At 43.5% G+C, this 23,129-nt stretch carries 27 protein-coding genes; 15 read left to right on the forward strand and 12 right to left on the reverse strand.

Annotation, left to right across the window (positions count from 1 at the left end; all coding sequences use genetic code 11):
* Positions 1-20: 20 nt before the first annotated feature.
* Positions 21-668, reverse strand: coding sequence for a helix-turn-helix domain-containing protein (locus I2I13_RS07405; protein ID WP_195649198.1), 648 nt, complete (start codon positions 666-668; stop codon positions 21-23).
* 147 nt (positions 669-815) lie between these two features.
* Between I2I13_RS07405 and I2I13_RS07410 the strand changes: the two genes are divergently transcribed.
* The 3 genes from I2I13_RS07410 to I2I13_RS07420 all read left to right on the forward strand — a co-directional run bounded on the left by I2I13_RS07410 (position 816) and on the right by I2I13_RS07420 (position 3,465).
* A complete protein-coding gene (locus I2I13_RS07410; RefSeq protein ID WP_004301965.1) occupies positions 816-992 on the forward strand; it encodes a histone H1 in 177 nt (58 codons plus the stop codon).
* A gap of 270 nt (positions 993-1,262) precedes the next feature.
* Positions 1,263-2,531 carry a putative DNA modification/repair radical SAM protein gene (locus tag I2I13_RS07415; protein ID WP_004304808.1) on the forward strand — a complete coding sequence of 423 codons (1,269 nt, stop codon included), beginning with the start codon at positions 1,263-1,265 and terminating at the stop codon, positions 2,529-2,531.
* A 157-nt stretch (positions 2,532-2,688) separates the two neighbouring features.
* Positions 2,689-3,465, forward strand: coding sequence for a TIGR03915 family putative DNA repair protein (locus I2I13_RS07420; protein ID WP_148364579.1), 777 nt, complete (start codon positions 2,689-2,691; stop codon positions 3,463-3,465).
* Positions 3,466-3,497: 32 nt separating this feature from the next.
* Here I2I13_RS07420 and I2I13_RS07425 read toward each other — a convergent pair whose 3' ends face one another.
* The gene (locus I2I13_RS07425) at positions 3,498-4,166 is read right to left on the reverse strand and encodes an MgtC/SapB family protein (protein ID WP_195649199.1); all 669 of its coding nucleotides are present in this window, start codon (positions 4,164-4,166) and stop codon (positions 3,498-3,500) included.
* A 174-nt stretch (positions 4,167-4,340) separates the two neighbouring features.
* On the opposite strand from I2I13_RS07425, the gene I2I13_RS07430 reads away from it, so the two are divergent.
* Positions 4,341-4,709 (forward strand): DUF2809 domain-containing protein, encoded by a 369-nt coding sequence (locus tag I2I13_RS07430; protein WP_074637904.1) that lies wholly within the window; start codon positions 4,341-4,343, stop codon positions 4,707-4,709.
* A gap of 5 nt (positions 4,710-4,714) precedes the next feature.
* Here I2I13_RS07430 and I2I13_RS07435 read toward each other — a convergent pair whose 3' ends face one another.
* On the reverse strand, positions 4,715-5,584 hold the full coding sequence (locus I2I13_RS07435) for an ion transporter (RefSeq protein WP_074557882.1): 870 nt from the start codon (positions 5,582-5,584) through the stop codon (positions 4,715-4,717).
* Between the two features lie 38 nt (positions 5,585-5,622).
* On the reverse strand, positions 5,623-6,603 hold the full coding sequence (locus I2I13_RS07440) for a lytic transglycosylase domain-containing protein (protein WP_195649200.1): 981 nt from the start codon (positions 6,601-6,603) through the stop codon (positions 5,623-5,625).
* Between the two features lie 130 nt (positions 6,604-6,733).
* Between I2I13_RS07440 and I2I13_RS07445 the strand changes: the two genes are divergently transcribed.
* From I2I13_RS07445 to I2I13_RS07460, 4 genes are all read left to right on the forward strand, one after another.
* Positions 6,734-8,047: a TIGR01777 family oxidoreductase gene (locus tag I2I13_RS07445; RefSeq protein WP_195649201.1), complete on the forward strand. Its 1,314-nt coding sequence runs from the start codon at positions 6,734-6,736 to the stop codon at positions 8,045-8,047.
* A gap of 82 nt (positions 8,048-8,129) precedes the next feature.
* Positions 8,130-8,396, forward strand: coding sequence for a GNAT family N-acetyltransferase (locus I2I13_RS07450; protein WP_004301973.1), 267 nt, complete (start codon positions 8,130-8,132; stop codon positions 8,394-8,396).
* 58 nt (positions 8,397-8,454) lie between these two features.
* A complete protein-coding gene (locus tag I2I13_RS07455) occupies positions 8,455-8,673 on the forward strand; it encodes a hypothetical protein (protein ID WP_004301974.1) in 219 nt (72 codons plus the stop codon).
* Positions 8,661-8,945: a virulence protein gene (locus I2I13_RS07460; protein WP_004301975.1), complete on the forward strand. Its 285-nt coding sequence runs from the start codon at positions 8,661-8,663 to the stop codon at positions 8,943-8,945. The genes I2I13_RS07455 and I2I13_RS07460 overlap by 13 nt, the downstream gene beginning before the upstream one ends.
* A gap of 56 nt (positions 8,946-9,001) precedes the next feature.
* Here the strand turns inward: I2I13_RS07460 and I2I13_RS07465 are convergent, their stop codons facing one another.
* The 3 genes from I2I13_RS07465 to I2I13_RS07475 are packed head-to-tail and all read right to left on the reverse strand — an operon-like array spanning position 9,002 to position 10,337.
* Positions 9,002-9,271, reverse strand: coding sequence for a zinc ribbon domain-containing protein (locus I2I13_RS07465; protein ID WP_074557890.1), 270 nt, complete (start codon positions 9,269-9,271; stop codon positions 9,002-9,004).
* 20 nt (positions 9,272-9,291) lie between these two features.
* Positions 9,292-10,017, reverse strand: a complete 726-nt coding sequence (locus I2I13_RS07470; RefSeq protein ID WP_074557892.1) for an SDR family NAD(P)-dependent oxidoreductase — start codon at positions 10,015-10,017, stop codon at positions 9,292-9,294.
* A gap of 20 nt (positions 10,018-10,037) precedes the next feature.
* Complete coding sequence (locus I2I13_RS07475) at positions 10,038-10,337, reverse strand: nitrous oxide-stimulated promoter family protein (protein ID WP_074557894.1); 300 nt, start codon at positions 10,335-10,337, stop codon at positions 10,038-10,040.
* Positions 10,338-10,586: 249 nt separating this feature from the next.
* On the opposite strand from I2I13_RS07475, the gene I2I13_RS07480 reads away from it, so the two are divergent.
* The 3 genes from I2I13_RS07480 to I2I13_RS07490 all read left to right on the forward strand — a co-directional run bounded on the left by I2I13_RS07480 (position 10,587) and on the right by I2I13_RS07490 (position 13,861).
* Positions 10,587-12,092 carry a TrkH family potassium uptake protein gene (locus tag I2I13_RS07480; protein WP_195649202.1) on the forward strand — a complete coding sequence of 502 codons (1,506 nt, stop codon included), beginning with the start codon at positions 10,587-10,589 and terminating at the stop codon, positions 12,090-12,092.
* A 78-nt stretch (positions 12,093-12,170) separates the two neighbouring features.
* Entirely contained in the window at positions 12,171-12,377 is a 207-nt protein-coding gene (locus I2I13_RS07485; protein ID WP_148364480.1) for a hypothetical protein, read from the forward strand.
* A gap of 122 nt (positions 12,378-12,499) precedes the next feature.
* The gene (locus I2I13_RS07490; RefSeq protein WP_148364481.1) at positions 12,500-13,861 is read left to right on the forward strand and encodes an MATE family efflux transporter; all 1,362 of its coding nucleotides are present in this window, start codon (positions 12,500-12,502) and stop codon (positions 13,859-13,861) included.
* On the opposite strand, the gene I2I13_RS07495 is transcribed toward I2I13_RS07490, so the two are convergent.
* Complete coding sequence (locus I2I13_RS07495) at positions 13,858-15,561, reverse strand: RluA family pseudouridine synthase (protein WP_195649203.1); 1,704 nt, start codon at positions 15,559-15,561, stop codon at positions 13,858-13,860. The genes I2I13_RS07490 and I2I13_RS07495 overlap by 4 nt on opposite strands.
* Positions 15,562-15,636: 75 nt before the next feature.
* Between I2I13_RS07495 and I2I13_RS07500 the strand changes: the two genes are divergently transcribed.
* Positions 15,637-16,164: a GDSL-type esterase/lipase family protein gene (locus I2I13_RS07500; RefSeq protein WP_195649204.1), complete on the forward strand. Its 528-nt coding sequence runs from the start codon at positions 15,637-15,639 to the stop codon at positions 16,162-16,164.
* 120 nt (positions 16,165-16,284) lie between these two features.
* Complete coding sequence (locus I2I13_RS07505; protein WP_004301986.1) at positions 16,285-16,749, forward strand: MaoC family dehydratase; 465 nt, start codon at positions 16,285-16,287, stop codon at positions 16,747-16,749.
* Positions 16,750-16,864: 115 nt separating this feature from the next.
* On the opposite strand, the gene I2I13_RS07510 is transcribed toward I2I13_RS07505, so the two are convergent.
* Positions 16,865-17,845: a linear amide C-N hydrolase gene (locus I2I13_RS07510; protein ID WP_004304821.1), complete on the reverse strand. Its 981-nt coding sequence runs from the start codon at positions 17,843-17,845 to the stop codon at positions 16,865-16,867.
* A gap of 158 nt (positions 17,846-18,003) precedes the next feature.
* Here I2I13_RS07510 and I2I13_RS07515 point away from each other — a divergent pair, with 158 nt between their 5' ends.
* Positions 18,004-18,678 carry a MarC family protein gene (locus I2I13_RS07515; RefSeq protein ID WP_148364485.1) on the forward strand — a complete coding sequence of 225 codons (675 nt, stop codon included), beginning with the start codon at positions 18,004-18,006 and terminating at the stop codon, positions 18,676-18,678.
* Between the two features lie 32 nt (positions 18,679-18,710).
* On the opposite strand, the gene I2I13_RS07520 is transcribed toward I2I13_RS07515, so the two are convergent.
* The 3 genes from I2I13_RS07520 to bla form a co-directional block, all read right to left on the reverse strand.
* Positions 18,711-19,235: a hypothetical protein gene (locus I2I13_RS07520; RefSeq protein ID WP_148364486.1), complete on the reverse strand. Its 525-nt coding sequence runs from the start codon at positions 19,233-19,235 to the stop codon at positions 18,711-18,713.
* Between the two features lie 22 nt (positions 19,236-19,257).
* Complete coding sequence (locus tag I2I13_RS07525) at positions 19,258-20,688, reverse strand: GNAT family N-acetyltransferase (RefSeq protein ID WP_195649205.1); 1,431 nt, start codon at positions 20,686-20,688, stop codon at positions 19,258-19,260.
* 71 nt (positions 20,689-20,759) lie between these two features.
* Complete coding sequence (gene bla / locus I2I13_RS07530; RefSeq protein ID WP_195649206.1) at positions 20,760-21,641, reverse strand: class A beta-lactamase, subclass A2; 882 nt, start codon at positions 21,639-21,641, stop codon at positions 20,760-20,762.
* A 285-nt stretch (positions 21,642-21,926) separates the two neighbouring features.
* Here bla and I2I13_RS07535 point away from each other — a divergent pair, with 285 nt between their 5' ends.
* Positions 21,927-23,123: a hypothetical protein gene (locus I2I13_RS07535; protein ID WP_004314780.1), complete on the forward strand. Its 1,197-nt coding sequence runs from the start codon at positions 21,927-21,929 to the stop codon at positions 23,121-23,123.
* Positions 23,124-23,129: the final 6 nt, after the last annotated feature.

Consider the following 23,129-nt stretch of genomic DNA (forward strand, 5'->3'; position numbering starts at 1 on the left):
AGTATTGGGGTTGTTTGTGGTTATTCGTCTTTTATTCGGAAGTAGAATTTATGATTTTCGAATACAGGTTCCACAATATCATAACGAACAAATTTGGCGAGCAGATGTTCAGCGGCACGTCGTGAAAGTCCGGTTTGGCGACAGTAACGGTTGAGTGAGAGTAAAGTTCCGTGTTCCAGTTGGTCGAGCAGGAGCTGTTCACGTTCGGTGTAGCGGATGAGTTCTCCACGGGGACTATCGCTCTGTTGCCATATGCGGAGATGTATGGGAGTTGCCAGAATATTTTCGTCCTTGATGCGGAGATAGGCTAGGGGCTTTCCGGCTTCGTCCTTGGCATAAACCGGTTTATGTGGAGTCTCTTCGATGGTTGCCACTAACACTTGCCGTCCTTCCACAATGTATGTTTGCAGAGAATATTCCACTTCCGGCACGCAATAAAGTTGTGCTGCGGCTTCAATCATATATTTTTCTTCTTCGGAGCGTACTCCTGCAATTTTACCATTGTCTTTAACGCCAATAAGTAATCGTCCTCCGTCCGTGTTGGCAAAAGCCGAAAGTGTTTTGGCAATTTTGCGTGCGTCGGAAATTTCGAATTTAAAATCCTGTTGCTGGTGCTCTCCTTCAGCAATCAGTGCATGTATATAATCGGTATCAGTAAGCGGTTTCATGGCTACAAAGGTAGGTAAAATTGATAAAAAGTCCTTTTTTTAGATATTTTTCGAAGATTATTTCAAAAAAAATATTGATTTTATGCTTTTATTTCGGGAAACAGTGTATTTTTGCGGCACATTATTAACGAAAAAAATAAAAGGATTATGAAAGAATTGGTAGAAAAGGTAGCAGCTCTTTATGCTGACTTCTCAAAAGATGCTAACGCACAGATCGAAAACGGTAACAAAGCAGCAGGAACTCGTGCTCGTAAGGCTTCTTTGGAAATCGAAAAAGCAATGAAAGAATTCCGTAAAGCATCTTTGGAAGCTTCTAAGAAATAATAGTTAGAAGACTACTAAGATATCAGAAAAAAGAGAGGGCATATCGTGAAGCGATATGCCCTCTTTTGGGTTTAATGTGGAATGAGTTTTAATTGTTTTAGTACAGATAGTGACAATTGTTTAAGTAGAAAGGGGGATCTTTGTATGTAGCAATTCATTGCATGACTCGTGAAGAAACGACTGATAAGGTTTTAATATAGTATTGATTCATATTGAATATCTATCTCAAATTAAATCGTATATTTGCGAAAAGAATCAAGATTGGGAATGATGAACGAAAACGTCTTAGCTAAACTGAAGATACTTGCAGAATCTGCCAAATACGATGTTTCCTGTTCTTCCAGTGGTACGGTGCGTTCCAATAAGCCGGGAACGCTGGGAAACACTGTGGGAGGATGGGGGATATGCCATAGTTTTGCCGAGGACGGACGGTGTATCTCGCTATTGAAAATCATGCTTACCAATTATTGCATTTACGATTGTGCCTATTGCGTCAACCGCCGTAGCAACGATCTTCCCCGCGCTACTTTTTCCGTTTCGGAGTTGGTGGAGCTGACGATGGAATTCTACCGTCGTAATTATATCGAAGGGTTGTTTCTTAGTTCCGGAGTGGTCCGTAATCCGGACTATACCATGGAGAGACTTGTGCGTGTAGCCAAAGATTTGCGGCAAGTGTACCGTTTTAACGGTTATATCCATCTCAAGAGTATTCCCGGAGCCAGTCGCGAATTGGTGAATGAAGCCGGGTTGTATGCCGATCGCCTTAGTGTCAACGTCGAAATTCCCAAAGAAGAAAACCTGAAACTTCTGGCGCCGGAGAAGGATCACAAAAGCGTATTTGCTCCGATGAAATACATTCAACAAGGCGTGTTGGAGAGCAAAGAAGAACGGCAGAAGTTTCGCCACGCACCCCGTTTCGCACCTGCAGGACAAAGTACCCAAGTGATTGTGGGAGCTACCTCCGAATCAGATAAAGATATTCTTTTTCTTTCGTCGGCACTTTACGGGCGCCCTACCATGAAACGTGTCTATTACTCGGGCTACGTCTCTGTGAATACGTATGATAAGCGCCTTCCGGCATTGAAACAGCCGCCTTTAGTACGTGAAAACCGCCTCTATCAGGCTGACTGGTTATTGCGTTTTTATCAATTCAAGGTAGATGAGATTGTGGATGATTCCTATCCGGATCTCGATCTCGAGATAGACCCGAAACTCTCGTGGGCTTTGCGCCATCCCGAACAGTTCCCTGTCGACATCAATAAGGCGGACTACGAAATGTTGCTCCGTGTGCCGGGAGTAGGGGTGAAGTCGGCGAAACTAATTGTTGCTTCCCGTCGTTTTTCGCGGCTGGGATTTTATGAACTGAAGAAGATAGGAGTAGTAATGAAGAAAGCGCAATATTTCATCACTTGCAAAGAACTGCCTCTCCAGATGCAGACGGTGAACGAACTTTCTCCGCAACGGGTACGCAGTCTGTTGTTGCCGAAACCGAAAAAGAAAGTGGATGAACGGCAGTTGTTGCTTGATTTTGGCGAATAAGAATAATTTACTATTAGACGATTTACTATTTACTATTTAAGTTAGCATTGTAAAATATCATGTATGCATCGGACGTTAATGATTTCAAAAGTGATACCAAGCGTAGATCGTCTAATAGTAACTTAAATAGTAAATTGTGAATTGTCTAATAGTAAATATGTTTAGTGTTTATATTTATGATAAAACCTTTGATGGGCTGCTGACGGCCGTATTTGACGCCTATTTCCGCAAGACCTTTCCCGATGCTTTGCTGTCGGAAGGAGATGCTTTGCCTTTATTTTGTGATGAGCTGCATACGGTAGTGACCGATGAAGAAAAGGCCGGGCGTGTGTGGCGGGGATTGCAGAAGAAAGTTTCCTCTTCTGCTTTGGGTTGCCTCACGCAAAGTTGGCTGTCGGAACTTCCGGAAATAGGAATACTTATTTTTCGATATATCCGTAAAGCAATTGATGCACCCCGCTCTATTGAAACCAACTTTGGTGATCCGGATGTTTTGCAATTAGCGCAAATATGGAAAAAAGTGGATGGCGAACGTGTGCACTTGATGCAGTTTGTCCGTTTTCAGAAAGCTGCCGACGGTACATTCTTTGCCGCTTTCGAACCGCAGTATAATGCGCTCCCGCTGACCGTTCACCATTTCAAAGATCGTTTTGCCGATCAGAAGTGGATTATTTACGACATGAAACGCCGTTACGGATTTTATTATGATTTGCAGGAGGTGACGACTATCTCGTTTGATGATGACAGCCGTGAATCCCATTTGATTACGGGGATGCTGGACGAAAGCCTGATGGACAAGGATGAGAAGCTTTTCCAACAACTTTGGAAGACATATTTCAAGGCCATTTGTATCAAAGAACGCATGAATCCGAGAAAGCACAGGCAGGATATGCCTGTACGTTATTGGAAGTATCTGACGGAAAAGCAGAAGTAGATTTCCATTTTGGGAGAGGAGCGAAAGTCTGACTATTCAATTCGCTGCACCGTTACATCCGGAAATTCCTGTATCAGCGAAAGCAGATGCCCTTCATCATTATTTCGTTTCGACTTGATAACCATGGTAACCTGATAAGATTCTGCTTCGCCCGTGTGTAGCGTTTCCATCTCGTAAGAGACTATCAGGTAGTCTTTAGAGTTGAATCTGTCCGCTATCTGTTTCAGTATGTCTTTGTTGGGAGTTGAGAAAGAAACCATTGAGCTTTTCATTCCGATGCTTTTAAATAGATAGCTAAGTAGTTCCAGTCCGACGAGGGTCAATATCGTGGCGGCAATGCTGATGGTGTACATTCCTGCACCTACCGCCAGGCCGATACCTGCTGTTGCCCAGATCCCTGCGGCGGTAGTCAGTCCGCGTACAATCTGTTTTTGAAAGATGATGGTTCCTGCACCGATAAACCCGATACCGCTGACAACCTGTGCCGCCACCCGACTGGGATCAAGTGTGACACTACTTTCTTTTATAATTTCTTGAAATCCGTATTGGGAAACGATCATAATCAAAGCACTACCTAGCGACACGAGAAAATGAGTGCGGTATCCGGCTTCTTTGGCACGGTATTCACGATCCAGTCCGATGATGGCTCCCAGTATTCCGGCAACCAATAAACGGATTACAAAATCCATATTCAACATCATGTGTTCAATCTCCTTTCTGTTTTTTATTGTTTGTGGAAAAATGCTTAGGACTATAAATATACAATTATTTCCCCTTTTTGTATCAATCATTTAGCAATATTTGAACGTATCCAATTCATTTTATCGTATATTCGCAGATTCAAATAAATGTTTAATCCCGCGACCGAGCAAATAATGAAGAAAAGATTTTTTTATATAATCAGCTTTCTGGTGATCTTCTGTATTGAGGTGTTGATAGCTTTGTATGTGCGCGACCGTTTCATACGTCCCTATGTCGGAGATATGCTGGTTGTAGTGCTGGTATATAGCTTTGTACGTATCTTTCTACCGACGGGGATTCCGCGGATGCCGTTTTATGTCTTTCTTTTTGCCTGTTTCGTAGAAGTGTTGCAATACTTCCAACTGGTGGAAACATTGGGCGTTACGAACCGTGTAGCCCGAATTGTGCTGGGTTCTACGTTCGATTGGGGAGATATTGCCTGCTATGCTGTGGGATGCGTTTTCATTGTCTTATTCGAGCATTTCGTCCGGCGTAGATCATAGAGGACTTATTTCTCTTCCGCTTTGGTTTCGGATGGGTCCAGGCTGTGGCCGCAATATTTGCAAAACTCTGCATTATCTTCGTGTCCGGAGCGATGGCAGTTGGGACATTCTTTGTCTCTCCTGCGTTTATACTCTTTCATCATGGAGGCAGATACGATACCTGTGGGTACGGCGATAATCGTGTAACCGATCAGCATGACACAGGCGGAAAGGAATTTTCCGAGGCCGGTGGCGGGAGTAATATCTCCATAACCTACGGTAGTCATGGTGACGATAGCCCAATAGATGCTGTTCGGGATATTGTTGAACTGGGAGTTGGGTTGCGTTCCTTCAATCATATACATTAGCGTTCCGATGGAAGTCACCAGAATGACGACAAACAAGAAGAACACTGCAATCTTCTTACTACTTTCACGCAAGGCAGTGAGCAGCCGTTCCCCCTCATTCAGAAAGTTGAAAAGCTTGAAGACGCGGAACACACGTATCAGGCGGAAGGCGCGGATGATGAGTAGATAGCGGGCGCCCGGAAAAAGCAGACCGATGTAAAGAGGCAGCGTGGCCAATAGGTCTACGATACCGAAAAAGCTGAATATGTATTTCCGGGGACGGGGTGAACAGTAAATCCTCGTCAGATATTCGAAAGTAAAAAAGCCGGTGAAAAGGAACTCCATAATGACGAACGGAGTCGTCAGATAGGTGGGAAGTCCTTTCAGGCTTTCGATGATAACGAGCAATACGCTGACCAGAATACAGCCGATAAGAATCACGTCGAACAATTTCCCGGCAGGGGTGTCCGATTCGAAGATGATGACGTACAACTTTCGTTTCAGTTTCTCGTCATGCAAAAAAAGATGGATTCTTTCTTTCAGTTTCATATCAATAGTGTTTGGCCGGAATTAAAGAAAAAGCCTTTTTAGTCGATGACCCACTGTTTATTATAGGCAACGGTTTTTTGCGGGTTGTAATACATTCCCTCTTGTGTAGGAATATAGAGAATGTATGTCTTTCCGGTCTTGTTTTTCAATGAAGTGTCGCGCAGCCAGGGATTGGCATCACGGAGTTGGGCATAGGTGATTCCCTGTGACTTTGCGTAGTCGTTCAGATCGTCGATAGAAGTGTTGACGGTTACCTCTTTATAAGGAATAGGCGGATACAGATGTTCCCGTTTCAAGAGGAATCCGTAACGTTGCGGGTTATTGAATATCTCTTTGGCTGCCAGCAGGCGGAACATATAGCGGGAAGTTTCCTCTACCAGCCATAAGTCCATGGCATGATTTGCCAACTGCTTTTCGAGTTGGGAGGAGATACGTCCCTGTCCGGCGTTATAGGCAGCGGAGACAGCCATCCAGTCGCCATATTTGGCATACGCTTGTTTGAAGTATTTGCAGGCGGCAACGGTTGCTTTTTCAATATGGTAACGCTCGTCTACGTTATCGTTCACTTCCAGCCCGAATTCCCGTCCGGTGGCAGGCATAAATTGCCACAGACCCGCTGCTCCTGCCGGAGAGCGTGCAATGTTGTTCAGGTTGCTTTCGATGACCATCAGGTATTTGAAGTCATCAGGAATGCCGTTTGCTTTCAGTATCGGTTCCACGATGGGGAAGTAACGGTTGGCACGCTTTATCAATAGCATGGTGGTGGAATGCATATAGGTGAAGGCCATCATCTCGCGGTCCATCCGTTCGCGGCGGTCGTAGCGCCGGAGATCAATCGTTTCCCCGTCGAAGGTGACTTGTGTGGGAACGGTAGGCGGAGTAACGCAATACGGCACTTCCGATTTAGCGGAATGTTGTTCGTTCACTTGGCTGCTGCCTGTCAATACAGGGATGGAAGCACCGATGCAAAATACTAATATAAGTGTAAGAATATAGTTGATTTTCATTCGTCTTTTCATTTTATAACCTTTTTGGATGCTTCAATGTTTAAGTCTACCTTGCAAAGATAACCTCATTTTGCCTTTTTCAAAGAACTTTTCTTGCATTTTATACGTTTTTCTAATAGAGTTAAATAAACAATGAATCAAGATGAATATAGCAATGACCGGAGCTACCGGATATATCGGTAAACATCTTTCTAATTATCTCACAGAAAAGGGCGGACACCGGATCATTCCTCTGGGAAGGTCGATGTTTCGCGAAGGTATGTCCGGTTATTTGATTCAGACATTGACCCATTGCGATGTTGTCATCAATCTGGCAGGTGCACCTATCAATAAGCGTTGGACACCGGAATATAAACAGGAGCTTTTCAATAGTCGTATTGTCGTAACCAATCGTATTATCCGCGCTTTGAACGCAGTCAAGACGAAACCGAAACTGATGATTTCGGCTTCCGCCGTAGGCTATTATCCTTCGGAAGCGGAGGTGGACGAATATACCCGTACCCGTGGAGAAGGCTTTCTGTCCGATCTTTGCTATGCGTGGGAAAAGGAAGCGAGACACTGTCCCGAACCTACCAGGCTCGTTATTACACGCTTCGGCGTAGTGCTTTCTCCGGATGGGGGAGCGATGCAGCAGATGCTTCGTCCTTTACAGGCCACAAAGATAGCCACCGCCATCGGTCCCGGTACGCAAGCTTTTCCATGGATATCGATACACGACCTTTGTCGTGCAATGGAATTCTTTATCACTCACGAAGAAACACGTGGTGTATATAACTTGGTTGCCCCGCAACAGATCTCGCAAAATGCTTTTACCCATGCGATGGGAAAGGCTTATCAGGCATGGACAACGATTGTGGTTCCTCAAAAAGTTTTCCGAATCTTATATGGTGAAGCTGCCTCTTTTCTGACTGCCGGTCAGAGAGTCCGCCCTACGCGTCTGACGGAAGCGGGATTTCATTTCTCCATTTCCAATGTCGAACGTCTTTTCAGAGGTACGGATCACAGTACGGTTACCTCTCTCGACTTGCACCGGTATATGGGACTCTGGTATGAAATAGCCCGTTATGAGAACCGTTTTGAACATGGACTTGTAGACGTCACGGCTACTTACACGCTTCGTCCCGACGGCATGATTCGTGTAGAGAACCGGGGATGCAAACGTAATTCTCCTTACGACATCTGCAAGACTGCCAACGGACACGCCAAGATACCCGATCCCGCACAGCCGGGTAAACTGAAAGTGTCTTTCTTCCTTAGCTTCTATTCTGACTATTACGTCTTGGAGCTGGATGAAGAGAATTACAACTATGCCCTGGTAGGCAGCAGTACCGATAAATATCTCTGGATACTAAGCCGTACACCCCAACTGCCGGAAGAAATCAAGAAGAAACTCGTCACTGCTGCCGAACGTCGTGGATACGATACGAGCCAGTTGAAGTGGATCGAGCAATTCTGATCGCAATCTGTGCCTGATAACCTAAGATTATTTTGCCGGAGTGCCTGACGAACAATGAGACAATTTTAAAACAACAGAAATTATGGATTACGAAATTATTCATCAACCCGAACAAAAATTGTTCAAGACAGAAGTAGACGGTCGCACCGCCTTTGTACAATATCGCCTGATAGGTGATTCTCTTGATATTATCCACACAATTGTGCCACAACCCATTGAAGGGCGGGGGATTGCCGCTGCTTTGGTGAAAGCTGCTTACGCCTATGCATTAGCTAACGGGATGAAGCCGAAAGCAACATGCTCTTATGCAGTGAAGTGGTTGGAAAGACACCCGGAAATAAATGGTTAAATACTCGCTTTTGATTCGTCGGAAAAGGAAATAATATTATCTTTGTAATTGGAAATCAATGAAGAAAAATAGTGTTATGATAAAAGAAGGTGAAAAGGTAAAAGTGGATCCTAGGTTAACGGGACTCGATGAATGGATAGAGGGTACAGTAATTGATATTGAACATAATCCGTTCAAAGGCTTAGTTATAGCGATTCGTGATAAATTTAACCGTATTTTCTTTGGTGAGCAGAAATATTTTATTCCTGTAAATGAGGATAATGTATGTATGCAATAGCCTTTGATATGGTCATTACAGACCTACGTGCCAATTATGGAGAGCCTTATAACAATGCCTATTTTGAAATAAATAAAGTGTTGCGTCAGTATGAGTTTTATAATACGCAGGGTAGTGTATATCTAACAGAGAAAACTGATATGGCAAATCTTTTTCGTGCAATTGATGCATTGAAACGTATTCCTTGGTTTCAGGCGTCAGTTCGTGATCTCCGTGCGTTTCGTGTAGAAGACTGGTCGAACTTTACGGATTTTATAAAAGAAAATAAGTAGATAAGCTTTCAGGTCTGAATATGTATTCATGCCTGAAAGCTCTTTTTATTTCTCAATTACTGTTTCCACCTCTTCAACTGTGGAAAGTACTCTTTCATCGCTTTCCGTGCTTCCTCCACCGTGTATTTTACTTTCGAATCTTTATTGAACTCGTTAAGAAAATTTAGATTATGTTCGATCATCTCGTCCATGGTGCACTCTTTCGTGAAATGTCCGTCCGCATAGCAATAGTGGCAATAATCTTCGTTCTTGCTACCATTTGCTTCTTTTCCAAAAGTTGAGTCGTCTATCGGCATACCGCAACTTTGACAAAATTTTTGTTCCATTTTTTAGTTAGATTATAAGTTTATGTTACAGGCAATCGTTTCCACATCCAGCGGGGAATCATTTTCCAGAAAAAGACCAGTATCCGGTAGCGCCAGTCGATCACCACTATCCGTTGTTTCCGCTCCAGTGACCAGGCAATGTGGCGTCCCACTTTGGCTGCGTCCATCAACATCGGATAATGTTTTCCGTCATTCAGCAAATCGGTGGCAACAAATCCGGGACGGATATCGGTAAAACGGATATTTAGTTTTTGTAAATATGAAAGTTGTTCGAGAGCATCTATGTAAGTGTTCTGGAAACGTTTGGTGGCAGAGTAGGCAGGAGCCACCCCAAGCCCTTTCGTTCCCGCGATGGAGCTGATGACTGCCAGGTGCCCGCCTCCGTTTTTCCTGAAATAGATGAAAGCGGTATCTACCATGCGGATAAATCCCTCAACATTGGTGTATGCCGTGTTCAGTTCCACCTCCATATTTAGCTCCGTATTTTGGAAACCGATGCCCGAACTAAGAAGAAACAAATCCATGCCGCCCACCTTGTCGATGAGCATATTCAATTTCTCGCCTGCATCTTCCTGTGTTACGTCCAACGCTTGAATCTGAATCTGATCCGGTGCTGCCCGTTGCAGGTTTTCGAGAGCGGATTGCCGTCTGCCGGCTACTCCGATTTGCCATCCATCCAGTAACAGACATTTTGCAACTTCTTGTCCGATGCCGGAGGTAGCGCCAATGATAATGGCTTTTTTCATTACTGATTTTTTTTAGTAAGTTATAGGTTCAATAAATGTCGTATGGCCTGCCAGGGTGCATAAAGCAACATCCTCGGTCCGGAGAAACGCATCACTTGCCGCATTCGTTCGCGCATGGCAGGCTTGTAGCAATGTACGGTGCATTCCTTGCACGCACCCTTTTTCTCTCCAAACGGACAATGGTCGAGACGGGCATGGGCATAGCGAAGCAACTCTTCACAGTCGGCACAAAGAACTGTATTTTTTTCTTTTTTCCGGCAATAGAGGCGGATCATCAATTCTACTGTTTTCTTTTCACGTTCAATGTGTGATGCTGTCATCTCTTTCTTTTTACACTTTGAAGTGACAAAGATAGCGAAGATTATGCAGAAATACAGGCGTATTCTGTTAAAATACACCTTCTACTTTTTTCTATTTTGAAAATCACCCTTTCATTTTGGTAGGGTATTTAGAGATTACTTTTTCATAATGAAAAAAATATTGCATTGATTATAAGTGAATTATCAGCATCCTTTTCATTTTGGCATACTCTTGGCTATGAGGGGAGCATACAAGATAATTCATGAGTTATGGAAGAGTACATTTCAGATAACAGTCTGTATATTCGGAGTAAGAATAATAGCATGATCAACCGGAAGATGATAGGGCGTGTGCTGGGTATGTTGCTATTCATCGAATTGGGGATGTTTTTACTTTGTGCCGGAGTGTCGGCCGGTTACGGGGAAAGTGATTATAAATACTTTCTTTATACCTGTGTCATCAATGCTGTGGTAGGCGGATTGTTACTGCTCTACGGACGGGGAGCGGAGAATAAGATGAGCCGGAGAGACGGATATTGTGTAGTCACTCTTTCATGGGTGTTTTTTACCTCTTTCGGCATGCTTCCTTTTTATTTCAGCGGAAGCATTGATACGATAACCAATGCCTTTTTCGAAACCATGTCCGGGTTTACCACCACAGGAGCCACCATTCTCAATGATATTGAATCCCTTTCCCACGGTATGCTTTTCTGGCGAAGCCTGACGCAATGGATCGGTGGTTTGGGGATTGTATTTTTTACGATTGCCATTCTTCCTATCTTTACCACCGGAGGAGTGCAACTCTTCTCTGCTGAATCTACGGGAGTGACACACGATCGTACCCATCCGAAAATCAATGTTATGGCCAAGTGGTTATGGACCATTTATCTGGTACTGACTATTTCGGAAACTGTCTTATTGATGTTTGGGGGCATGAGCTTGTTTGATGCCATTTGCCAGTCGTTTGCCACTACTGCTACGGGAGGATATTCTACGAAGCAGAACAGTATTTCTTACTGGAATTCTCCGTATATAGAATATGTGGTGGCTATCTTTATGATTGTTTCCAGTATCAACTTCTCTTTGTTTCTGATGTGTTTGAAAGGAAAAGTCAGTCGTTTGTTCAAAGATGAAGAGTTGCACTGGTTCCTGGCGTCGGTGGGTATTTTGACTTTCCTTATCACATTGGCACTTGTCTTTCAAAATCATTACGACTGGGAGCTGGCTTTCCGGAAAGCATTGTTCCAAGTGTCTACGGTGCATACTTCCTGCGGTTTTGCTACGGACGATTATAATATGTGGCCTCCTTTCACGTGGTTGTTATTGTTTATTGCGATGCTTTCGGGAGGATGTACGGGGTCTACCAGTGGAGGTATCAAGAATATGCGGTTGCTGATTGTGGCACGTGCCATCCGGAATGAGTTCAAGCATCTGCTCCATCCGAATGCCGTGCTTCCCGTTCGTATCAATAAGCAGACGGTGTCTTCTTCTATCGTAACTACCGTACTGATTTTCTTTGCTTTTTATTTGGTCCTGATCCTGATTGGGTGGACGGTTCTCTTGTTTTTGGGAGTTGGCTTTACCGAGTCCGTCAGTACGGTTATTTCGAGTATAGGCAATGTCGGTCCGGGATTGGGAACTTGCGGACCTGCATTTTCATGGAATTCTTTACCTGATCCGGCAAAGTGGATACTCTCTTTTCTGATGCTGGTGGGACGTCTGGAGCTGTTTAGCGTACTCCTGTTGTTTTATCCGGGATTCTGGAAGAATAGATAAACAGTAAATCATGAGCGGGCTTCTTAAACTTCTTAGAAAGAGCTTGTTGTTGACGGAAACAATCTGTATCTTTGCGGCATGAAAAAGTTATTGTGTCCGCAATGCAAGATTGCAGCTATGTATGTGAAGAATGGACAAGGTGAAAGGCTGCTGGTTTATGTGCTCGAAGATGGTGAAGTGGTTCCCAAATATCCGGAAGATTCGGTGGAGGGGTTCGATTTGACAGAAGTCTTCTGCTTGGGATGCTCGTGGCATGGTTCACCTAAACGGTTGGTGAAACGATAGACCGGGGTATTCATACTCTCATACTCATTTATTGATTTATGTCAACTAAAAGAGGAACGCAAATCGAGAACTAATTCCTTGAATTTTCCGTATCTTTGCGCCCAATTTTGGAACATAGACGTATGGCAACTTCTAAAGAAATGACGGCAGGGCCGGCATTACCTCTCATTTTAAAGTTCACATTGCCGCTTTTACTCGGCAATCTCTTACAACAAACGTATTCGCTTGTTGATGCTGCAATTGTAGGAAAGTTTTTGGGAATTAACGCGTTAGCTTCTGTGGGAGCCAGTACATCGGTTGTTTTCCTGATTCTCGGATTCTGTAATGGATGTTGCGGAGGTTTCGGGATTCCCGTTGCGCAGAAGTTTGGTGCACGAGATTACAGTACGATGCGCAGTTACGTTTCCGTCAGTTTGAAGCTGGCAGCAGGGATGTCTGTGGTCATTGCTCTTGTTACCAGTCTCTTTTGTGCGGACATACTCCGAATTATGCGCACACCGGAGAATATTTTCGAAGGAGCTTATGCTTATTTGCTTGTAACGTTTATCGGTGTTCCTTTCACTTTCTTCTATAATCTTCTTTCAAGCATCATCCGTGCGTTGGGAGACAGTAAGACGCCTTTCTGGTTTTTGCTGTTTGCTGCTGTTCTGAATATCATTCTTGACTTGTTCTGTATTCTGGTACTCGGCTGGGGAGTGGCGGGAGCTGCCATTGCTACTGTCTTTTCGCAGGGGCTGTCGGCTGTCCTTTGTTATATTTATATGTACCGGAAGTTTGAAATATTGCAGGGTAGTCCGAAAGAACGCCGGTTTCAGGCGAAACTGGCAAAGACATTGCTTTACATCGGTGTGCCTATGGGATTACAGTTCTCTATCACGGCTATCGGCAGTATCATGCTTCAGAGTGCGAATAATGCGTTGGGAACGGCGTGTGTGGCTGCTTTTACATCTGCCATGCGAATCAAAATGTTCTTTATCTGTACGTTCGAAAGTCTGGGAATTGCGATGGCTACATATAGCGGACAGAATTATGGGGCGGGGAAACCGGAACGTATCTGGTTGGGAATCAAGGCGAGTGCTTTGATGATGATCGTTTATGCGGCATTTACGTTCGTTCTTCTGATGGTGGGAGCCAGATATTTCGCGTTGATCTTTGTAGATCCGTCAGAAACGGAAATTCTGTTGGATACCGAGCTATTCCTGCATATCTCCTGTATGTTCTTCCCGATGCTTGGATTGTTGTGCATCCTGCGCTACACGATTCAGGGAGTGGGATATACCAATCTTGCCATGTTTTCGGGAGTGGCGGAGATGATTGCGCGTATTCTTGTCAGCATTTACGCTGTGCCTGCATTCGGCTTTGTTGCTGTCTGCTACGGTGATCCGATGGCTTGGATAGCGGCAGACTTGTTCCTCGTGCCGGCATTTATCTACGTTTATCGCAGGTTGAAAAAGCAGGTGTTCACAAGCACGGTTGCAGCTTAGAAGTCGGCCTCTTTCTGTATGCATAGAATCTTTCCGCTGATGGGATGACGGAATTCTATATATTCGGCGTGGAGGTATAACCTGTCCGCTTTCTTTCCATAAAGTTCATCCCCAAGAATGGGGCAACCCAATCCCTCCGGATGGGCGGCGTGTACCCGTAATTGGTGTGTTCGTCCGGTCAACGGATAGAAAGTAATCCGGGTATATTTTTCGGATTCACTGATGATTCGGTATTCTGTAATCGCTTCTTTCCCATGTTCTCTACTGACGATTTGCCGGGGGCGGTCGAGGGGATTCAAACAGAGAGGAAGGTTGATTCTTCCTGCTCTTCCAAATGGTAGTGTTGTCTTTTCCGTTGATACTGTCTTCTCTGTTCTTGCTGTTACCCCATCCAATACAGCGGTATAGCGTTTCTTGATACTTCTGTCAGCAAATTGTGCTTGTAAATGTTGATGTACCTCTTTCGTTTTCGCTACGAGCAATAATCCGGAAGTTGCCATATCGAGGCGATGTACAATCATAGGTCCGGTGGCATCGGGATACTTCTTTTTCAGGCGATGATAGACTGAATCTCTGTCCTCCGCCTTTCCCGGAACGGATAACATTCCTGCCGGTTTATTGACTACTACTAGCCATTCATCTTCATATACGATTTCCAGTTCTTCATCCTCATGGATGGAGTTTAGCAGCGGATTCTCGTCTACTTCCAGTCCTTGCAACATGTGCAGCAAAATAGGTTCACACTTTCCTTTGCAGGAAGGATAATAATATCCGTGATGCCGGATTTCGTTTTTAGGAGAGTCTCCCCACCAAAATTCGGCCATAGCCAATGGCTTTAATTGATGAAGATACGCATATTGCAACAATTTAGGCAAAGCACATTCACCCGCACCGGCAGGAGGAACTTTCTGAACTGTCTGTTCGAAGATAGTGTATAGGTCTTTCACTTCTCCTCTGGCATTCAGCATCCGGAACTGCTCGAACAACTTTCTTTGCAAGGCTGCCGAACGTTCCTTCCGTTCGGTTTTCAGTTGTTCTATTTCAGTCTCGAAGTGTCTTGTTTCCGTTTCGAGTTCTTCCAATCGTTTCTTCCATTCTTTTTCCAGTCGTTTGTATTCCGCTTTCTGGTATTGGCTTTCCCGGATCAGGGAGGCTTGTTCCTCTTCAGAAAGGGCGGAGGATGATTGGCGGCGAATCTCTCTCGCCTCCTTTGCTGCTTTGAGTGCTGCTTTAGCCTGATTCAATATAGCTTTAGCCTGTTCCGTTTCCGTCTTCCACTTTTCTTTTGAATCGAGATAAGAACGACTGTTTTCTAATTCACGAATACGGATATTGATGGAAGATATTTGTTCTTCTTCCATTTTGAAGAATCCTTCCGGTTGCAATAAGTCGTAGACAGGAGGGACAAAATAAGGATGCAGATTCTTCCCTGCCAGATTGCCGGAGAAAGCAGCGAGATAACCAATTTCATTGACCGCTTCTTTTTTTGTAGTCTCTTGCTTATTCTCTTTTTGTACAATCAACACCCCGAACATTTTTCCGAAAGCCAACTCTTCTTGCCATTCTTCTCGGCTCGCGATATATTCTTTCACTTCTTCCGCTGCCAACACGCACAATGGATGAGGCGTATAGTGGAAAGGATAAGTGAATTTATCCGGTAACTCAAGGTGAGAAATAGGTTGCTTGAAAAAATGTATCATCGGTTTATATATATGAATGAATGTGATTACCTTTGCAAAAGTAAAGTAAATCCGTGAATTATCGAATGAAGTAACATGAATAGAATGGGAGAGAAACCTAAATTTGCCTTTCTTGGCAACAGTCACATGGCATTTTGGGCATTGGATGTCTACTTTCCTTCATGGGAATGTCTGAACTATGGTGCTCCCGGTGAAGGACTGGTTTATGTGGAGTCTTTTACCGTAGACACTTCCGATTGCCAAGTCGTCATTCAATTCGGAACCAATGATATTTATCGGTTGAATGATGAAAATATGGACGATTATGTGGAACGTTATGTAAAAGCGGTTCTTGCCATCCCTTCACTGAAAACATATCTTTTCTGTATTTTTCCACGTAATGATTACGATGATTACAGTACGGCTGTGAATCAATTCATTCGTGTCCTTAACCAGAAGATATACGAGAAATTGCAGGGGACGGACATTGTCTATCTCGATGTTTTCGACCGTTTGTTGCTGGATGGCAGGCTGAATCCGGAGTTGACTCTCGACGATTTACATTTGAATGGCAAGGGTTACAGTATTTTGTCAGAAGCACTGAAACGGGCTTCCGGTTTGTAAAACATACCTAAATACTTCATTCCTTGCTTTTATTTATAAATTTGGTGGCATATCAGTTTATTTTTCCTATTTTTGTCCCCAATTTAATAGTAAATAACCCCCATAAAAACGATAAGACTTATGGAAAAAGTAATTATCAATTCGTATGAAGAATTTGAAAAACTAGTAGGCCAACAGATAGGTGTTTCCGATTATGTGGAACTCTCGCAGGAACGTATTAATCTTTTTGCTGATGCAACGCTGGATCATCAATGGATTCATGTAGATACGGAACGTGCGAAAGTAGACAGCCCTTATCATAGCACGATTGCTCATGGCTACCTGACATTGTCTATGCTTCCTTATCTGTGGAATCAGATTATACAGGTAAATAACCTGAAGATGATGATTAACTACGGTATGGATAAGATGAAATTCGGTCAGGCTGTATTGTCAGGACAGAGCGTGCGTCTGGTGACTACTTTGCACTCACTGACCAATCTGCGTGGTGTGGCAAAAGCAGAAATTAAGTTTGCTATCGAAATAAAAGACCAACCGAAGAAGGCGCTGGAAGGAATTGCTGTATTCCTTTATTATTTCAATTAATGGCAAGCTGTTAAAGAAACAGATTTTATCCCCGGAAATGATCGAAATACGTCTCAAGAGTTAGATACAAAAACTTTTTGGGTGTGCTTCAGACGGATCGTTTCCGGGGATAATTTTATCCTTTTACTCCCATAAATCTGAACGGCTGTGCCGGTTGAAACTCTTTCGTTGCATTTCCATGATAAGTTTCACCGTTGGCGATAGACAATTTGAGTACCGGAGCTCCTTCCGACAAGTCTGTTTCCCGCAGGTTTACCCAGAATGTATTAGGTGTCAGACTTGATTCGAAGAAGTAGAGCAGATTCTTACTATCCGATACCGTTCTCCATTGTGTGGTGGAAATTTCCGGAAATTCGGGAGTGGATATGCCATAAGGAACAGAAGTATTACGGATAACGCTGAATACACTTGCCACGGCTATCCTCACATCATCTGTTGGGGGCAGGGCATTGATATAAAAACTGGCTCTTGCAAAACGGTCGGACGGTCGGTTGGTTCCGGGCAGGAAGCTCAATCCTCCTATTGATTTCCAGTATTCGTTTAGTGCCAGTTGTTTGTTGTAGGTAGGGGAGTTGGTCATCACTTTGTACTCCTTGCTGTGGTAGACAGTCAGCTTTCCGCCCGTATATTCAAATATCGCACAATCACTTGTTGCATCGGAAATTGATAAATGCAAGGTTGCCAGGCGGGAACCATCCGGCATCATGTCCGATACCACTTGGAAAGTATTCTCATCGATGAAAGCGACGGCCTCTTCTACGTTGGCGAAGTTATCCAGCATATATTGTACCCATGCGGTAATGGCAAGTCCCGGTTTAGTTTGATCTCTGACCGGATACTCCGTTTCGGGCAGCCACAGCAGATTGGCAACCAGCCCTTTCTCATTCATTCCGTCCGTACTAGCAATCTCGAAAGCTGAAGTCACCACACTGCCATACTTGGAAGTCCATTTCAGGGAGTTGGCTCCCGTTTCTCCATTTCTTTCCATACCTTTGGGAAATACCCAAAGATTACTATGCATTTCTGTTTTCCAATCCATAGACCGGCCGGTTGCCACCATTCCATTTTTTCCCGAATAAACGACTCTTGTACACATAATTTTAATTTCTAGTTAAAGGTTTATTATAAGCTGCTTTCACGAGGAATTCAACCGATGCGGATTCCTTTCGCAAAAGCATATTCTCAAAACAATAACGTTCCATTTATGTTTTAGATACATATCAGATATTAATAAAGTATCAAAAAACAGGTATTATGTCATTAAGCAATCTTCTAATCATATTTTCGTCATCGTTTATGGCACTGTTTCCGGTGATAAATCCTTTGGGGAATGGTTTTGTCGTTAATGGATTCTTTACAGACCTCGATCCTCAACAACGGAAAGCAGCTATTCAGAAACTGACACTCAATTTTATAATGATCGGTGTAGGGACATTGGTGATAGGGCATTTGTTTCTGTTGATTTTCGGTCTGGCTATTCCTGTTATTCAGTTGGGAGGTGGAATACTGATTTGCAAGACGGCAATGGAGCTGTTGGGGGATTCGGGTTCGTCTGATAAAGAAGAAGCCAGCAAGAATGTAGACGGTTTCAGATGGAAAAACATCGAGCAGAAGATATTTTATCCCATCACGTTTCCTATCAGTATCGGGCCGGGCAGTATATCGGTTATCTTTACTTTGATGGCGTCTGCAAGTGTTAAAGGCAAGTTGCTGCAAACCGGAATTAATTATTTGGTCATTGCACTTGTTATTATTTGTATGGCAGCCATCTTTTACGTTTTCCTTTCACAGGGACAGAGGTTTATTCAGAGGTTGGGACCGGTGGGAAATCAAATCATTAATAAGCTTGTTGCTTTTTTCACTTTCTGCATCGGTATTCAGATTTCGGTGACGGGTATATCCCAGATCTTCCATCTGGATATACTCTGATCAAACGATGAAAAAAAAGGCGATGAAAACAATCAGCTTTTCTTTGCTTGTATGGCTTTCAGCGTGTTTCTTCGCACAGCGCGGATAGCGGGGACCAATAAGTCGGGTTCCATGATTTCCAACATGGTGCGTAGTTCCTGTTGCAGTTCCGGTATGGAGCGTGTCAGTTGATAAGCCAGTTTCATACAGAGCGACTGTACGCCCGGTGGTTCCTCACGGGAGATCATACGTTCCATGCAGAAATCGAGGAAATCCACTCGTGGCGGATCGGCGGCAGGTTGCTGGCATATCAGGTTCAGAATCATTCTCCGTTTTCCAGAGTGTGGGCAGGTCATGGCAGCGTCAATCAATACGTCTTGTTTCCCGCTTAACCATTCTACATCTGCCTTTGAGAAATGAGTACATACCCACAATGCCTGATAGGAGACGATAGCATCTTCGTCGAATATCAGTTGGTAGATTTCTTCTCTAAGCCGTTCATCATCCTGTATAAAGTGGAGTACCTCTCTGATGTCTTCAATGTGTACTCGTTCGGATAATCTTGCACGTAGGTTCATGTAACTTTCGTGTTTTGGGGAATTAATCTCTATTATCGGAATCAGCTTCCGGCAGTTGTAAATGAAGAATGGGGAAAGGTTTGCCCATGCTGTCCGTTTCATCTCTGCCGATGACTTGGAATCCTAAATGGAGATAGAATTGGAGTGCCTTTTCATTCTGCTCGTTTACATCTACTTTATCCATATATTTTTTATCTTTTGCGTATTCTATTAATCGTTTGCCATATCCTTTTCCTTGTTCGTCGGGATGTACGAACAACATTTCGATCAGTTCATCGCTCAGTCCCATAAAGGCGGCAATCTTTCCGCTGACATTCCGGATCACGAAAAGTTCAACGGCAGGTAAATAATGATCCCGCACCAGTGGTTTATAAAACTGGATATGTTCTTCCGTCAGGAAATCATGTGTGTGGCGAACGGACATTTCCCATACATCGAGGATTTCATCATAATCTTCCGGGGTAGGTTGGGAGATGCCGGGCAGATAGTAACACTGGTGGTCGTAGATGTTTCCGTTGTAAGTCAGTTCTGCCTGATGAAGTGTACCTTCGTAGATGAAACCGTTCTTTTTCAGTACTTTCTGCGAACGTTTATTGTGCGGGTAACAAGTAGCTGTGATGAGGCTAAGCCGCAATTCTTCAAAGCCATAGTTGAGAACGGCTTGCACTGCTTCGGTCATATATCCTTTGCCCCAATAAGTCTCGCCGAGCCAGTAACCCAACATTCTCACTTGTGGATTTTCCCGTTTGGGGTCGGGAATAATACCAACGGAACCGATCAGTTGTTTCGTGTCTTTTAGCATCACCGCCCATATACCCTCCTGATTGATAAATGTGGAATGAAGGATCTGGCGGGATTCATCCAATGTACGGTGAGGCGGCCATCCGGCGTTGTTCCCCAGATTCGGGTTCTGGCAACAAGCGAAAAACGCTTCTGCATCTCTCTCTTCGAAGGGGCGGAGAAATAAACGTTCTGTATGGAGCGTTACGGGGGGAATACTTTCAATTTCAGTTTTCGGCTCAATTTCAGTCTCCTCTCCAGCTTTAGTTTCCGGTTCGATTGCTGTTTTCCGGTATACACATTCGATCCGGTTTCCATCAGGATCGAGGACTACACTTTCAAAGTATCCGTCTCCCGAAGTACGCGGTTCGCCGGCGATGGTATATCCTTCCGAACGCATTTGTTCGGTGAAGCGTAATACTTCTTCCCGGCTGGGGAAGGTGAAAGCGAAATGTGTCAGTCCAACCCTGTTTTCTTCAATGGGAGTGTTCTGTACATCTGTACGACTCATCAGTTCCAAGTCTGTTCCCTCTCCAAAGGAGATAAAATAGGACTCGAATCCTTTCTTGGGATTGATATATTTTTCGTTGCTTTTTCCTCCGAAGAAGCGGACATAGAACTCTTTTAATTCTTCCAGACGAAAAGTCCAGATAGCGATATGATGTAGTTTCATATAAATGAATTTTCTAATTTCTATTACTTTGTTTCAATCTTCATTCGTACCGAACGTACTTTGTCTCCATTTTAATGCTGCATTACATATTCGTAAACGATACGGGAAATATCTGCGATAATCTTACTGTTCACCTGATTGTTTTCTTCAGAATCCTTCACGAAGACAGCTATGCTGTAACTACGTCCACCGGGCAAAAGAACGAAACCGATGTCATTACAGCCGATTTGTTGTCCTTTCGCATTAAGATCTCCCGTTCCGGTTTTATGGCCTACGGTTACTTTTTTGTCGAGCAACGGAGCGACCAGACGGTCTTGTCCGGTTTGACATTCCACCATTGTTTGAAATATGAAGTCTTTGTACACTTTGGGAAACAATGGTTTCTTACGGAATATCTCCACTAATTCGGCTGCTGCTAACGGAGTAGTCCAGTTTTCATAACATAGGTTCAAGTCTTCGTGCATGGCAGTTTCCGTTCCGATAATGACACATTCCCGGATTCCTAGTGAATGGATATACTTGTTTACGGCATCCGGACCTCCTTGATAATCAAAAAGAATATCGCAGGCATTGTTGTCGCTCTGTTGAAGTGTATATTTTAGCAGGTCGGCAATACTCATTTCAATTCCTCCCTGCGGATATTTATCCCGTAGCGGACTGTAAGTATCCGGCTTTAAATCCGATTTTTTAATGGGTAACCGGGTTTCCAGCGATTGCTTCTGTTTTCCCATATAATCTGCCAATGCTAATGCCTGATGAAACTTGAATACGCTCATCAGTGGATAGTGAATATCATTATTGACAGTTACCGTATCTTTCCCGTCAATGATGACAGCTATTCCTATTTCGGCCTTCTTTCCCTTGATGGCTTCTTTCAACTGTGTCTCCAGTTGAGTTTGTCGGGCAAACAGGAGGGTGGGGACTAAACAAAGAAATAGGATGAATGAACGCATAATCAATTTCTCTTTTAACGGGTTACTAATTCTCTAGTGAAATCATATTCTCTATTGAAGTCACAAAGGTATAAATAGTAATTGCCTTTGCAAATTCTTACTTGAAATTTATAGTTGTATAATGAATATGTAGAGTTAGTTTCTCAATTTTTGTAGTAATGAAAATATTGATACAGAAATTAGGTTTACTATTTCATTTATGTTATTTTTGTGATATCTTATTACTGAAATATATACTATGTAAATATTTGGAAGTAGTAAACATCATTAAAAGACAAAACTAATATGAGCACTTTTCGTTCTATAGAAGAACTTGTCAAAAGTCTGGACAGGGAGAAAGAACTTCTGAAAGAAATGTTTGCCAAACGGAAGTCTCTTTCGTTCCGCTACGATTATGCGCTTGAAATGACAGAGTACAAAGAAGAGCGTATCCGTTATCTGATTGACTATGGGGTTATCCGGGATACTGGTGACTTTCTGGAAATGGAAGATATCTATCTGAAATTCTTTGAAGATGTGCTCGAAGTAAATGAAGAAATCAATGTTTCTTTCGTGCAGGATTACCTGACGCGACTGAATGAAAATATTGACTATTATCTGAAAGAGAATAACGAGCAACGTAAATACAACTACCAGCGTGAAGTGAAACGCTGTCTAAAAAACATCGCTCTGACTACAGTCCGCAATGTGATGGACTTGAAAAGGAACATGGATAATACTTATAAGAACGAACCGAATTATAAGATAAAGAAAACCAAACTCGTCCGGCTTGATGAGAAACGGAACAATATTGCTCTGCTGATCCGTAAAAGTGAGGAATTGATAGACTACGGACAGCCTATTTTCTTCCGAGTGGCGATGGACGTACAGATGCGGAATGTAGTAAGTGATGTAAAACTTCAGCTAAATGACTCGTACCATAACCTGATTGAAATCCAGAAACAAATCATCCATTATCTGAATCTGATAGATTATCAGAACCGCATCTTTGAGAAAGTAAAGAAGTTGAAGTACCTGAAAGACCAGTTCTTGTTGGAAGAACATACAAGTATCCGTTCTGTTGCCGCACAAAAAAATCCTGTCTGGATGGAGCCGCAGGTCGGTTATCGCATCAAGCTTTCCATTGATAATCTACGGACTTCCGATGAGGCTTTTCAGATTTTGAAGAAACTTGTCGCGCGGCAGAGAAATTCTCCGAAAGGAATGAAACAACTGGCAGATGCCATTCCAGAAGGATACCTGGATGGGCAGTCGCAAATGATAGATACCGTAAACTTGCAGGAAGTGCATAATTCATTTATGGCGTCCAGCACCCACCTGTTCTCTTTTGTGATGAACTATCGCTACCGGAAAGAGGTGACACGTGGAGAGAAATTAATCTTTTTCTGCCAACTGGCATCACAGTATGCCGACGAACTTCGCTTTACGGATACTTATGAAATCTCCGATGAAGTGGAATACCCTTTAATATATGCCAAATGATGTATG

Origin of the sequence: Bacteroides sp. D55t1_190419_B8, assembly GCF_015558905.1 — a bacterium.
GTDB classification, from domain to species: Bacteria; Bacteroidota; Bacteroidia; order Bacteroidales; family Bacteroidaceae; genus Bacteroides; species Bacteroides vicugnae.